The organism is Clostridium tepidiprofundi DSM 19306 (assembly GCF_001594005.1).
In the GTDB taxonomy this organism is placed as follows: Bacteria; Bacillota; Clostridia; order Clostridiales; family Clostridiaceae; genus Clostridium_AC; species Clostridium_AC tepidiprofundi.
In genome coordinates this window covers 1-15,267 of record NZ_LTBA01000009.1, presented here as the reverse complement: position 1 = coordinate 15,267, position 15,267 = coordinate 1, and the positions used below count along the sequence as shown (strand labels likewise).

At 28.7% G+C, this 15,267-nt stretch carries 13 protein-coding genes; 1 reads left to right on the top strand and 12 read right to left on the bottom strand.

What is annotated here, in order from left to right:
• Nucleotides 1-42: 42 nt before the first annotated feature.
• The 10 genes from CLTEP_RS05675 to CLTEP_RS05630 form a co-directional block, all read right to left on the bottom strand.
• Nucleotides 43-903, bottom strand: a complete 861-nt coding sequence (locus CLTEP_RS05675) for a DegV family protein (protein WP_066823914.1) — start codon at nt 901-903, stop codon at nt 43-45.
• Between the two features lie 322 nt (nt 904-1,225).
• Entirely contained in the window at nt 1,226-1,786 is a 561-nt protein-coding gene (locus tag CLTEP_RS05670) for a glycerol-3-phosphate responsive antiterminator (protein WP_066823911.1), read from the bottom strand.
• Nucleotides 1,787-1,811: 25 nt separating this feature from the next.
• Nucleotides 1,812-2,180 (bottom strand): DUF1667 domain-containing protein, encoded by a 369-nt coding sequence (locus CLTEP_RS05665; protein WP_066823904.1) that lies wholly within the window; start codon nt 2,178-2,180, stop codon nt 1,812-1,814.
• A 23-nt stretch (nt 2,181-2,203) separates the two neighbouring features.
• Nucleotides 2,204-3,460: an NAD(P)/FAD-dependent oxidoreductase gene (locus CLTEP_RS05660; protein WP_066823902.1), complete on the bottom strand. Its 1,257-nt coding sequence runs from the start codon at nt 3,458-3,460 to the stop codon at nt 2,204-2,206.
• 22 nt (nt 3,461-3,482) lie between these two features.
• Entirely contained in the window at nt 3,483-4,916 is a 1,434-nt protein-coding gene (locus tag CLTEP_RS05655; protein ID WP_066823901.1) for an NAD(P)/FAD-dependent oxidoreductase, read from the bottom strand.
• A gap of 90 nt (nt 4,917-5,006) precedes the next feature.
• Nucleotides 5,007-5,711, bottom strand: a complete 705-nt coding sequence (locus CLTEP_RS05650; protein ID WP_066823900.1) for an MIP/aquaporin family protein — start codon at nt 5,709-5,711, stop codon at nt 5,007-5,009.
• Between the two features lie 222 nt (nt 5,712-5,933).
• Nucleotides 5,934-7,427, bottom strand: a complete 1,494-nt coding sequence (glpK, locus tag CLTEP_RS05645; protein WP_066823897.1) for a glycerol kinase GlpK — start codon at nt 7,425-7,427, stop codon at nt 5,934-5,936.
• Nucleotides 7,428-7,814: 387 nt separating this feature from the next.
• Nucleotides 7,815-8,579: an ABC transporter permease gene (locus CLTEP_RS05640; protein WP_066823895.1), complete on the bottom strand. Its 765-nt coding sequence runs from the start codon at nt 8,577-8,579 to the stop codon at nt 7,815-7,817.
• Nucleotides 8,579-9,361, bottom strand: a complete 783-nt coding sequence (locus CLTEP_RS05635) for an ABC transporter permease (protein ID WP_066823892.1) — start codon at nt 9,359-9,361, stop codon at nt 8,579-8,581. Before CLTEP_RS05635 ends, CLTEP_RS05640 begins: the two co-directional genes overlap by 1 nt.
• Entirely contained in the window at nt 9,348-10,298 is a 951-nt protein-coding gene (locus tag CLTEP_RS05630; RefSeq protein ID WP_066823889.1) for an ABC transporter ATP-binding protein, read from the bottom strand. The genes CLTEP_RS05635 and CLTEP_RS05630 overlap by 14 nt, the downstream gene beginning before the upstream one ends.
• Nucleotides 10,299-11,096: 798 nt before the next feature.
• Between CLTEP_RS05630 and CLTEP_RS05625 the strand changes: the two genes are divergently transcribed.
• Entirely contained in the window at nt 11,097-11,951 is an 855-nt protein-coding gene (locus tag CLTEP_RS05625) for a CPBP family intramembrane glutamic endopeptidase (protein WP_066823887.1), read from the top strand.
• Nucleotides 11,952-12,356: 405 nt separating this feature from the next.
• On the opposite strand, the gene CLTEP_RS05620 is transcribed toward CLTEP_RS05625, so the two are convergent.
• A complete protein-coding gene (locus tag CLTEP_RS05620) occupies nt 12,357-13,601 on the bottom strand; it encodes a Fic family protein (protein WP_066823884.1) in 1,245 nt (414 codons plus the stop codon).
• A gap of 138 nt (nt 13,602-13,739) precedes the next feature.
• Nucleotides 13,740-14,612 (bottom strand): DUF4351 domain-containing protein, encoded by an 873-nt coding sequence (locus CLTEP_RS05615; protein WP_066823882.1) that lies wholly within the window; start codon nt 14,610-14,612, stop codon nt 13,740-13,742.
• Between the last annotated feature and the right edge of the window lie 655 nt (nt 14,613-15,267).

The following is a 15,267-nucleotide window of genomic DNA, read 5'->3' as shown; positions in this document are numbered from 1 at the left end:
AATATGAGGGTCTATATTATTCAAAAATTATCATATCATTATTTATACCATTTCATTGTTTGTACAATACACTATTCCTAATGCACCTGGTCCAACATGTGCTCCAATAACAGGGCCTATATTACTTATCTGAACCTGTTTCCCAATTATTTTTTTGATTTGATCTGCAAATTCCATTGCACCTTCTCTATCATTAATATGATGCACTATTACCTTTTCTAAACCATACTCTTTGCCGTCTTTAATAAATATATCTATTATTGTCTGAAGGGCTTTCTTTTTTGTTCTCACTTTGGTAACAATATCTGTTTTACCTTTTGATACAGTTAATATTGGTTTTATCTTCAATAAAGAACCTATTAACGCACTTGCATTCCCTATTCTACCACCCTTTTTTAAATATTCTAATGTATTTGGAATAAAAAGGAACTTACTGCTTCTTATTGTTTTTTGTGCAATACAAACAACTTCACTAATATTTTTTCCTTCTTGCGCCGCTTTAGCTGCAGATATAACTGTATAACCAAGTTGCATGCAATTTGACCTTGAATCAACAATTTCAATAGATGCATCTGGATATTCATCTAATATCATATTCTTTACCATACAAGCTGAAGAATATGTACCACTCATTTCAGAAGATATAAATATTCCAACTATATCATTCTTTGCTTTCACTTCTTTCTCGAAAATATCATAAAGTTCACTGATTGAGGGCTGAGAAGATTTAGGTATGGTTGTACTGTTTTCCAGTCTCTCATAAAAGGAACTATTATCTATGTCAATCTCCTTAATACTTTCATTTTCAAATACAACACTTAATGAAGATATTATTATGTCATATTTTTTAATTTGGCTTTCTGGAAGATACGATGTGCTATCTGTAATTATTCTAACGGCCATTTACTTGCCTCCTTAAATATATCGATTTCATTTATCTTTCTTAACCATATTATAAGTATACATTAATATATAGTTTTCTATACCACGTCAAATCATACGAATATATTACTACAATATATTATCTATTTCAACATTTTTTTCATACATTATAAGCTAAAAAAAATAAAAGCTATATATTATTACTAAATATAGCTTTTATCACAAATAATTATTCTCAAATATTAGGCATTTAAGAAAATAACAGTTCACAAAATATACTTCGCATCTTTGACTTGTTATTTTCTTTCAAATGCCTTATTTTTTTGAAAATACCTTATACCTTTTATAAATCCCACAATACTGATTTTGACGTTGAAACTGCAACTGCCCCAGATGAAAGAGCATTAATTACATCTTTTTTTGTTTTTACAAGACCACCAGCAATAATAGGTATTCTAACATTGTTTTTTATATCCTTAATAGCATCGCTTGCAATACCAGGCATTATTTCAATTGCATCCGGTTTTGTTTCATAAACACTTTTTATTCCTGTTTCGACCGAAAGCGTATCTATAAGAAATATTCTCTGTATTGCATACAAACCATTTTGCTTAACATATTTTATGCTTGACGCTTTGGTTGTTATAATACCATCGACTGGCAAGCTATCTTTTAAAAACTTAATGCTCGCTGCATTTGCTTTTATACCATCTATAAAATCAATATGAATAAAAATAATTTTACCTTTATACTTTAACTTATTACATATATCCGATACATTTGTTATAGTTCCATAAAGAATAAAAACAATTGATACATCACTAGATAACACTTTTTCTAATTCTTCATCATTTCTAATTGCTGCAATTACTGGATTTTCTACAATCATGTCTTTTAAATTCACTATAGCTACACTCCTTCTTTCAGCGTCACCTTGCCTCAACATTTTTAGTTGCTACAATATTCACACCAGTATTAGCAACATTTTCCACAATAATTTCCCCTATCTTTACTGGTGCTTTAACTGCAACATCTTTTAATTCATCAACAACTTTAAAAATCTTGTTTTTAGGTACATCTTTTTCAGTTTTAACAGAAACTACATCAATAACTCCATTCTCAACACACACCGAAGATGTAACTATTCTTGTAGGATTAGTACATTCCTTCTTAGCATATATTTCTCCTCTTATACATGAATTTCCTTTTACTTTTATAATTTTTTTATCTTCTATTTCTACTTCTAACTGGCATCCTATTGGACAACCTATACATGTTAATTCTACCTTATTACTCAATTTTATCACCTCCAAGAATACAATTATTCTATTCTAACTGTAATTTTTCTAGTATCCGTATATTTCTTTAGCATTTCATTCGTAATAATAACCGTTTCCATTTCACCTGGAGTAAGTATTTTTTTCTTTTTATAAATTTCTCTAACATCATCAAAGTATACTGAAACATAGCTATCTTTATATACATCTGAAACTCTAAATCTCAATTCAACCATTTTTTCTACATTGTCAATATTGATGCTTTTAGGTACAGTGTATCTAACTCCATCTTTAGCTTCGATTTTTATGCTACCTTCATTAGAGAATCTTTGACCTTTAACATATTTTGCCGCACTTTTCCCAGCATTATAGCTTTCAATTGTTACAAAGTCAACTAAATCATGTACATGCAAAACATTTCCACATGCAAATACACCCTCTACATTTGTTTGTAAACTTTCATTAACAATAGGTCCTCCTGTGATATTTGATAGCATAATACCTGCATTTCTAGATAACTCGTTTTCTGGAATAAGACCCACAGAAAGCAAAAGTGTATCGCATTTTATATATTCTTCAGTACCCTTTATTGGTTTTCTATTTTCATCAACTTTAGCTATGGTTACACCCTCTACTCTATACTTACCTTTTATATTTATTACAGTATGAGAAAATTTTAATGGAATATTAAAATCATCTAAACACTGCACAATATTCCTTTTTAGTCCACTAGAATATGGCATCAATTCTACAACAGCTTTTACTTTTGCCCCCTCTAATGTCATTCTTCTAGCCATAATAAGACCAATATCTCCAGAACCGAGCACAACTACTTCACGTCCTGGCATTAATCCATCTATATTAACAAATTTTTGAGCTGTTCCTGCTGTGAATATTCCAGCTCCCCTATCTCCTGGTATATTAATAGCACCTCTAGGCCTTTCTCTACATCCCATAGCTAGTATTATTGCTTTTGCTTTGATTTCTAATAATCCTTCTTCTTCATTTACAGCAATTATTGTTTTATCTGAATTTATATTTATTACCATTGTATTTAACTTGTATGGTATTTCCATATCAATTACTTTATCAATAAATCTTTGAGCATATTCAGGTCCTGTTAACTCCTCCTTGAATGTATGAAGCCCAAATCCATTGTGTATGCATTGATTAAGAATTCCACCTAAAACATTATCTCTTTCCAATATTAATATATTATCTACTCCATCTTCTTTTGCCTTTATAGCAGCTGCAAGACCCGCAGGACCACCACCTATGATTACAATATCATAATTAAGCATAACAGCTTCCTCCATTCTAATATTATAATGTCTTATTCTTCCCTATTAAAATTTTTGATTCTTGTTCGTTTTTGACAATATCCATTCTAGAAATATTTAATTCTCTTGAAAGTATATCGGCTATTTTCGTTGAGCAAAAACCTGATTGACATCTTCCCATTCCTGCCCTTGTTCTTCTTTTTACTCCATCTAATGTTCTTGCTCCAAGTGGTCTTTTTATAGCATTGATTATTTCACCCTCTGTAACCGTTTCACATCTACATATTATTCTTCCATATGATGCATCTTGATTTATTAATTCTTTCCTTTCTTCATTGCTCATTTCTCTAAATTTTGGTATTCCTTTTCTTATTGGATTGAATTTCTTATTCAATTCTGGATTTAATTTATCTTTAACAATATTAACCACCATTTCAGCAATAGCAGGTGCACTTGATAATCCCGGTGATTCAATTCCAGCAACATTAATAAAGTTTTTAGCATCTTCTGCTTCCCCAATTATAAAATCATCTTCCGAAGAATGTGCTCTAAGTCCTGCAAAGGAAGTTATAAGCTGCCTCATTGGAATTTCTTTTAAAGTTAGCTTAGCTTTATTTAAAATTTCGCTTATTCCTTCTTGAGTAGTTGCTACATCTTCTTTATCACCAATTTCTATTCTATTAGGTCCAATTAACAAATTTCCATCCACAGTAGGAGTTACTAGTACGCCCTTACCTAATTCAGTAGGTAACTGAAATAATGTACATTTAGCCATATTACCAACCGACTTATCAAATAAGCAATATTCTCCTCTACGTGGAATTATATTAATTTTATTTTCACTAACCATATTATTTATTTTATCTGCATATAAACCCGCAGCATTTATTACAATCTTAGTTTCAATATATTTGTTCTTTGTTTTAACTATAAAATAATCATTCTTTTTCTCTATATCATTAACAAAAGTATTAAAATAAAATTCTACACCATTTGTATAAGCATTTTCTGCTAAAGCAATTGTCATTTCATATGGACACACAATTCCTCCAGTTGGTGCATAAAGAGCTGCAACAACTTTTTCTGATAAGTAAGGCTCTCTTTTTAATACTTGTTCCTTTTCCAAAATTTCCAAACCAGGAACTCCATTTTTTTCTCCTCTTTCTTTAAGTTCTAAAAGCTTATCTTTTTCATTTTCATCAAAACATAAAACAAGAGAACCATTTCTCTTAAAAGGGAAATCTAATTCTTTAGACAATTTATCGAACATACTATTACCTCTAGCATTTAATTTTCCTTTCAACGTACCCGGCTCGGCATCATGACCCGCATGAATTATGGCACTATTTGCTTTAGTTGTCCCTTCTGCAATATCTGAATTTCTTTCTAGTACACATATATTTAGATTGTACCTTGAAAGCTCCCTTGCTATGTTACATCCAATAACTCCTGTCCCAATAATTGTAATATCGTACATATTATACCTCCTTATATGCAAAAAAGCCATAACATTAAGGAATTATTCCCTTATGCTATGGCTCTCTTATTCTCGCCTAATTTCTGATTTTTAGAAAATAATGTTATAAATTAATGCTCCTACAAGTCCTCCAAGAATAGGCATTACAACTGGGAGCCATGAATATCCCCAGTCTGAACTTCCTTTATCTTTTATAGGTAAAACAGCATGAGCTAAACGTGGACCCAAGTCTCTGGCTGGATTGATAGCATATCCTGTTGTTCCTCCCAGTGTTAATCCAACTACAAAAACAATTGCTCCTACTACAAGTGGAGATATTCCACCTGCCATTTTAGTATTTGCTACTCCTAGTATACCAAAAACCAATACAAAAGTCCCTATAAATTCACCTATCATATTTGAGCTCCAGTCACGAATTGCCGGTGCTGTACAAAATACTCCTAATTTAGCAGCCTTATCAGGAGTAGCATCAAAGTGAGGTCTATAATGCAACCATACAAGTATTGCTCCTGTAAATGCTCCTGCCATCTGAGCAGCAATAAATCCTGGCACTTTACTCCATGCAAAATTTCCTATTGATGCCATAGCTATTGTAACTGCTGGATTTATATGTGCTCCACTTATTGGACCAAAAATGAAAACAGGTATTGCAACTGCCAAAGCCCAACCAGTTGTAATTACAATCCACCCTGAATTCTGGCCTTTTGTTTTATTAAGAACAACATTTGCTACTACTCCGTCCCCTAATAATACCAACATTAAAGTACCTAAATACTCAGCCAAATACTCTGACATACTCTTTCCCCCTCAAATTTATTTGCATTTTTAAATATTTAATGCTAATTTAAATATTTCATCATTTCTTCAATCTCCTACTTCTATAATTAGGAGATTGAAGCCTTTTACTTTAGTCAAAATAGATTTTCCACCCAAAGTCCCTATGTTTTGCTTTAGCTAAACACGAGTTCACTTTCATTTCTTTAATATCTGATGCTCATTTGAATACTCTTATGCCGATTATTCTTCATACCACGCTTTAGATCTTTCAATAGCTTTATGCCATCCATTCAACAATTCTTCTCTCTTATCAGAATCTATTTGACTCTCAAACGACTTATCTATTTCCCAATTCTTTTCTATTTCCTCTTTATCTTTCCAATATCCAACTGCAAGTCCTGCTAGATATGCAGCACCAAGCGCAGTAGTTTCAATGACTTTTGGTCTATCAACCTGTACACCTAATACATCAGATTGGAACTGCATTAAGAAATTATTAGCACATGCTCCCCCGTCAACTTTTAATTTTTTGAGCTCAATTCCTGAATCTTCTTGCATAGCTTTCAATACATCATATGTTTGGAATGCTAGTGATTCTAATGTTGCTCTTATTAAATGCTCCTTTTTAGCTCCTCTAGTAAGTCCAACAATTGTGCCTCTAGCATATTGATCCCAATAAGGTGCTCCTAGTCCTACAAATGCTGGAACCATATATACTCCATTAGTATCTTCTACCGCAGTAGCATATTTTTCAGATTCAGCTGCATTTTTTATCATTCTTAATTCATCTCTTAACCATTGAATAGCTGCCCCTGCTATAAAAACACTTCCTTCAAGTGCATATTCTACTTTACCATCAACACCCCATGCAATAGTAGTTAAAAGACCTTTTTTAGACATTATAGGCTTTTCACCTGTATTCATTAGCATAAAGCAACCAGTTCCATAAGTATTCTTAGCAGTACCCGGTGCAAAACATGTTTGACCAAACAAAGCAGCCTGTTGATCCCCTGCTATACCTGCTATTGGAATCTCAGCACCAAATAAAACTTTATCAGTGTTACCATATATGTGACTAGATGGTTTAACCTCTGGAAGCATTGACTTAGGTATATCTAAAGCCTCTAATAATTCATCATCCCATCTTAAATCATGAATATTAAATAACATTGTTCTTGATGCATTTGTATAGTCAGTTATATGAACCTTACCTTTTGTCAAATTCCATATAAGCCATGAATCTACATTTCCAAATAAAAGCTCACCTTTTTCTGCTTTTTCTCTCGCACCATCTACATTATCCAAAATCCATTTTATCTTTGTGCCTGAAAAATAAGCATCTAATATCAAACCAGTTTTTTCTCTAATAGTTTCAGCAAGTCCCCTTTCTCTCAATTCATCACACATAGATGCAGTTCTTCTGCATTGCCATACAATAGCATTATATACAGGTTTACCCGTTGTCTTATCCCAAACAATAGTTGTTTCTCTTTGATTCGTGATGCCTATACCAGCTATATCATTTGCAGAAGCATGTATTTTGGCTACTGCTTCAGCTGCAACACTAAACTGTGAAGACCATATTTCCATAGGATCATGTTCTACCCAGCCAGCCTTAGGATAAATCTGCTTAAATTCTTTCTGAGCAACACTTACTATTTCTCCTTTTTTATTGAATAGAATACATCTTGAACTAGTAGTTCCTTGATCTAATGCCATGATATACTTTCCCATATATTCTCCCCCCATAAAAATTAATTAATCATGATAAATTTATTTCATTATATTTTAATTATTACTTTAACATTGTTAATTTTTTATCATCTTTTTCATAATTTTCTGAATTTTCATCTGGCATAAAAACAAAAAACCACATAACTCAAGTCATAATACTTGAAATTAATGCGGCTCTCTCTTCTCAACCTTAGTTTATAATCATATTAATTTGTTTATTTTTTATCAATTAGCATATATTATTAATTAAAAACAATACACTATATTCAGTATACATTAAATTAAACCGTTTTTCAAGAATATCATTACAATTTTATAGTGCATAGCTGTCTTTTAGTATACTTCATTATTATATTTATGATTATTTATATAATATATTACCATTTTCTATTTGTAATAATATTTTAAGAAATACTTCCACGTAAATTGGGTAATAAGTGTAAATAAAATTGCTATACTAAATAGTATACACACGTTTAGTATATTAAATTCATTTACAAGTATATTTATTGGATAATTATATATAACTATAGCCGGAACTATAAACACAAAAATCTTTCTAATTTTTGATGGATATATAAATTCAGGATATTTACCAACCTCTAATATGCTCCAAAAAACGCTCATTAATGCATTTACTTTAACATGTTTTATAGATAAAATAGTAATCATAAAAAATATATTATGCATAATTAAAGTTCCTGAAAACAAAGCTATCACATATAAGATTATCTTAAACACAGATATCCTTATTCCTACCTTCACCATACTATATATTAAAAGTGCTGAACCAAAAGGAACACCCAATAATAATCCGTAACTCACAAATTTCATTGACATATACCATCTTGAGTTTATTGGCTTAATAAGCATAAAATCTAAATCATATGTCTGTACATACCTTGGAATTCTAAGTACATTCATATGAAACATACCCCCATTTAGACTATCTATTATCCAAACTGTTGCAATTAACCCTAACATATGATATTTTGTCCACCCATTTATGCAATCCACAAAATTATATATCAATATGTAAAATAAAACATCTCCTAAATATCCTACAAGGTTTACAATCATAAATGTAAAAAAATTACTTTTATATGTCATTTCACGATAGAAATTAGTTTTTAATAGCCTATTATATACCATTACATACCAACTCCTTCATTTAATGCTACCCCTTTCTTCCATATTATTTTTGATAATATATACATTACTATTATCCAACAAAATTCTATCATAATTGTAGTAACACTTAATGTTTTCCCTAATAATATAGATATAGGCAAATACACCGTATATTCAAACGGTAATAATATAAGTATTTTCTGAAAAAATATAGGTAAAAATGATATAGGAAACTTATTTCCTGATACTATTGCTATTAAATTATTCCATAGTTGTATTATACCTCCATTATTTATACTCCAGAAAGAACTTAGTCCAATTATATAATATATTAAAAAGTTAAGTATACACCCTATTATTAGAGCCAACAAAAACGGTACCATTTTATGTAAATTTATTGTTATATATTTTCTAGCAAGAAAAGCAAAAACAATTGATGGAATAATTGTTATTATTGTATCAATTATTTTATCTGACAAATATAATAAAAAAGTATATTTTAAATGATTAATAGGTTTTATCAATATATTATTTATAGCTCCACTTCGTATGTCTCCACTAATTTTTCTAGCTATATTAGATGCTTCTGTAATATTAGACACTATATATACCAAAAAGAAATATGTTATTATGCTATTTTTATTAAAATCATCTATCTTTAGTCCACTTTTATATATTGCATTCCATAGAAATATCATTACTAATACAGGAATAAATCCTAATAATACGGACATAACTGTATTAAACATATATATTTTTCTTTCTATAAAAGTATTTAGTAAAATTCCTTTAAATGTCTTCATGTTTAACACCATCCTGATTAAAAGAATCTCCATATATCATTCTAATAATAATTTCTAGATTTACGTCATTTATAGAATACTTATCTATTTTATTTTTTTTCTTAAGATCAGAAATACATTTTTCCACGCAACTTTTTTCTACTATAATTTGACTTTTATAATCTTCATTTGTTATAAATTTATATCCACATGTATCTATTTTTTTATTTGTTTTTATGCACAATATATTTATATCTTTATATTTTTCATAAAGTTTATATTTGGGAGCGTTAAATATTATTTTGCCTTTATCTAGCAATATAAGCCTATCACAAATTTCATCTATATCTTTCATATTATGACTTGTTATAAGTACAGTATTTCCCATTTTTTTGTTATATTCATATATAAATTTTCTCAAACTTACTTGACTCATTATATCAAGTCCAATAGTTGGTTCATCTAATAACAATAAAGAAGGTTTATGTATTAAACAAAGGACTAATTCCATTTTCATTCTTTGTCCAAGTGACAATTGTCTTACAGGTGTATGTAATTTATCTTTTATATCCAATAATGAAGTCATATACTCTATCCTGTTATTATAATCTATATCAGAAATCTTATAAATTTCTTTTTCTATTTTAAAACTATTAAGTGGATTTATATCCCACCATAATTGTGTCCTTTGACCCATAACTAACCCTATACTTCTTAAGAATTCTCGTTTTCTATCGTAAGGAATATACTTACCTATTGTAATTTCACCTGCCGTAGGTTTTATTATGCCACATACCATCTTTATTAAAGTCGTCTTACCAGCACCATTTAATCCTACTAAACCAACAATTTCACCTTTTTCTATACTTAAATCAATTCCTTTTATAGCCGTAATCTTTTCTGAAGTACCCCTAACATGATAAACTTTTTCTAATTTTTTTATATTAATATATGACATATATTCCCTCCTATATAGCACATACATGAATTTTAGTGAACTCGTTTTACTAAAGCAAAACATCGGTACTTCAGATGGAGACTCTATTCCACCTGAAGCAAAACGCTTCAATCTCCCACTTATAGAAATGGAAATCTTATAGAATCGATAAAATAAGTCCATAATTAATCTATATTATGGGCTTATTCTAAAATCAAATTATAAACATCATATACTATTAACAAATATCTTTACAATAGTTTCCTCCCGAATTACTTCTTCCGTTATTCAAATGTTTTTGTCTTTAGTATCATCATCTCTTCATTGTTCAAAAATTTAGAAATTTGAAAAAATTTCTTTATTTCGTTCATTTTGCTAACCTTCTGTTACATTGTTAGTCAATTTAACAAAAACAACAAGTAAATTTTAAAATGCTATCATTAATTTTAAATTATACCATTTTACTTATAATTTATCAATTGATATTTAACATAATTATACATAAATGTAACCTTGAAATAAATTACATTAATTTTCTGTTATGTTACTTTTAATACCCAATCCAAATATTACCCTAAAAATGTGTCCCTATGCAAAAAATACCCCCGTATTAAATAGCTTTAACACCTTGATATATAACGAACGCTGAATAAATCCAAAAGTTATCTTTTTTACGTGTAATTATATGAAATAATTTATATAAATATAGAAAATGTGATATAATTAATGTTGCATTAAAGACGTATTATTAAGGAAAATATGTTATAATAGAACATTTTAAGGTGAAATTTTACACATTAATTAAAAAGGGGGATAGACATGGATAAAGAAATTTTCACTACAAAAAAAGCAATATTAGCTATATTTTTAGGAATTTTAATATTAGTATTGGCACAGGGAATAAGCAACCTTGTATATGCTTTACCATTGCCTACCGGGATAAAAGCAATTCTATTCGGAGTATCTTATGTTTCAATTTCATATAATTTGATTAAATTGTCTTGTAATAAGCTATTACATATTTCTTTAAAAGAATGTCATATTAACAAGTCTAAAATCAAAATTCGTTGGATTTTATGTGCTATTTTATTGCCTGTTATAGTTTCATCAGTATTATTGTGTACTTCGGGCGAATTAGTAAAGAATAATATGAATACTGCACATTTAGTAAATATAGTGATACGTGCTATTTTTACCACTGGTTTGGGCGCTGGTGTAACTGAGGAAATGGTCTTTAGAGGTTTAATAATGGAAGCCTTGGAAAAACGATGGGGAAAAGTGATTGCCATAATTATTCCTTCCATTATTTTCGGACTCCTACATGCCATTGGAATGCATATGAATATAATTGACATATTGTTACTTTTTGTAGCAGGAACAAGCGTTGGCATCATGTTTTCGTTAATTGTATATGAAAGTGGTTCAATTTGGTGTAGTGCTATTGTTCATGGAATTTGGAATGTAATTATGATAGGTAACATATTAGATATCAATGTTTCATATAATCAACATGCTATTTTCTCATATAAATTATTATCAAAATCATTTATTTTGACAGGAGGAAAATTTGGAATAGAATCATCAATAGTTGCAGTATTAGGATATATTACGGTTATAGTTTTTACATTGTTTTCAATGAAGAGAAAATCCAAGAATGGTTCTTTCCAAAGTTAGTTGAAAATTATCAAATATTTATGCGCATTTAAATACTAGCTTAATTTTATACAACAAAACAGAATAAATTCAACTAAGTATGGAAAGAACCAAAATTATATTGGCATTTACACCTGAGTAGTATAGCACTTTCCCTCCTTATCAATATGTGATGCAATCAACATCAATGTTAGATAGCTTTTGATAAACACCCTGTACCTTGATTATTTGTTTTTGGATGTTTTGTTTAGTAACAGTACCTCATTTTTTATTTTTATCTTACACGATTTTATACTTAGTATACAAGTTTTATACTATAATTTTGATTTATATCAAATATTGTTTTATAAGGTTTTTATGGTTATTATTTTAAACCATTACATCCACAGGCACAAGGTAGAGTGTTTTTACGGACTAAATTATAAATTAATAAAAATCACCATAATATGCTTGAATGTTTTTAATTATTTCATTTACTTTGTTAAATTTATAAACATATTTTTTCCCAATCTTAGTTTTTTGAAAAAATCCTAATAATGTAAGCTGGTTTAAATCAGTTCTTGCTGTTTCATAAGAAATTTTGTTTTTCTTTTTATACTCATCAATTGTGATTATATTCTTATTAGCAGCTATAAAAAAGTTTATAACCTTATATTGGCGTTTGCTTAATGTTATTCCCACCTTATCCAAAATATCTCTTATTAATCTTTTTCCATACTCTTTTTCAAATTTATCAATTACATTTTTCATTGATTTAACAATCATGGTTAAATAATAATCAACAAAATAAGTCATATCACTATCATATATTTCCGTATTTTCTATTGCCTCATAATATTTTTTTCTTTCATCTTTTATCATACTAGAAATAGAAAAAAATCTAAAAAAATCATATCCTTCTTGCAATAAATACATGTAACTTATCGCCCTTGCAGTTCTTCCATTACCATCAAAAAATGGATGAATATATACAAAATAAAAATGTATAATACAAGCTTTAATTAATGGATGAATATCAGTATTATTATGAATAAATGATAATAAAGAATTCATTAATTCTTGCACTTTACTATGATGTGGAGCTTTATAAGAAAAGCAATTTTGTTTTCTATCCCATACACCAACAAAATCATTTCTATATTTATCCACTATTTCATCTTTATTTAATGTATTTTTAGTTAATATTCTATAAATATCCAAAATTATTTCTTCATTTAATGGATTATCTATATTATTTAAAATATACTGCAATGCATAATAATTGTTTAATATCATTTGTTCACTTTTATTTCTAGGAATTGAATCATTTTCTACTAATTCTTTAGTTCGTTTTTTTGTAGAAAAAGCTCCTTCAATTACACTAGAATTATATGCCTCATCAATTAACGAATCTGCAATAACAGAAATTTCTACATCATAAGGCATTGATTTAAATATATCTCTTGTTGCTGTATCTTCAATGATGGACATATTATTTTTTATATTATCAGTTATATTAAAATAAAAAAAATTATCGTTTTGATCTTTTAATGGAATATAAATAGCAGTTTTCTTTCTCTCTTCCTGCAGCTTACCCCAAAATTTATCAATATTAATTTCTCTAGGTATTCTATATTTAAGTTCTTTTTTAGTAAAATAGCGTTCATTGGCTTTATCGATTAATTCTTTCATGATACGCTCACCACCTTTATTTATAATATGTCCAAACAAAATAAAAAAATACTATTTTTCTACTAATTTTATACTATTTAATTACCGAATGCAATACTAAAATAATACACACTAAAAAAGAAGCCCTTGACAGACTTCTTACTTCAAATATTTATTTACTTCTTCAAGCTTGTTAAAATCTAATATACTGTCAACTATTATTTCTAGTTCCGTTATTTCTGCCTTCTCTAATTTTTCCTTTACATCCTCAGGTAATATGCCAAATTTCTTTGTTAGTAATCTTATAGATGTTCTTACTAATTCTCGTTTTCTGCCTTCTTCAATACCTTCTTCTTTTAACAACTTTCCAAGTTCAGTCATTCTAAAAACCTCCTTAACCTTATCAATATTTTTATCATCAATAAATTTTTCTGAAAAGGCATACAGTAGTGCCAATGAATTCATCTGATTTTCTTTATCTTTTATTTCTTTTGCCAATTTTATTGATTCTATAATACGTTCATTTTTATCTTTTTCACTGTGCATTATAGGTAAAAACACCAATGCCAATAAATCCAGTCTTGTTAATGCTTCACCCTGATCTATCTTATTTTTTAAATGTTCATACTGCTCATCACCATCAATTCTATCCATATAGAATGCTTGAACTGAATATTTAATAGAACCTAGATCAATACTTGTTTTTGCATTCTTAATACCTGACGAATACACAACAATTGTATTAACATGTCTATTTTCTTTGTAATGAAGTACAGCATCATATGCTAAAAATCTTGATAAATCTTGCCTATTTTTTGTGGTTTGAAATTCAAAGTGTATAAATGAACCATCATCCAGTAAAAAGGTATAATCCATAAATGATGTGTTAATCTGCAAATCTTTTAATTCAGTTCTTGCAGCAGTTATTATTTTAGAATCTATTCCAAAAAACTTCAGTGCATCCTCTTTAAAAACATCCAAAATACTTTTCATAACAGCATCTTCAACATTTTTCATTTTTCTTTTAACCATCTGTTTTCCACCTTTTTTATTTAGTATACTATAATTTTACCACATTATAACGAAAAAATTACAATCTTTGCTTTAGATCATATAATTCTCTACCTTAAATCAGCTTATCAATCATGCTCATCTGCTTATGCTTTCTTATTAACTTTGTAGTTTAATTTCTTACCTTTAAACAATTTTAAAAGCTAAAAAAGGCTCAGACTAAAATCAGCCTGAACCATTGATATTAAATATTTTATAAATCTTTGGTGCTCCCGAGGGGATTTGAACCCCTGACCTACTGATTACGAATTATAAACCATATCACATTAACATAAACTTAGATAAATTTGCAATCCTATAAAGTATTGATATACCTGTATTTTGAATATAGTATTTCATTTGTTATAACTCTGATATATTTAATTTTTGCTCTTTTACGGTGGTTTTTTTGGTGGACTGATTTTAAAATTTAAGAATAAAATAATAAATTCTTTAATCTTTCACATTTTATAATAGGTATCAGTAAAAATTCCGCCACCTATGTAAACCTTAATATTCAATTGACTTATAGTAAGTGTTTTAGTGATTTTAAATCGGGAAACTCAAAAGATATATAATCAACTTATATATTAAAAAAAGAAGGAATATAACCTGCGTACCCAAATTGGGAACGCAG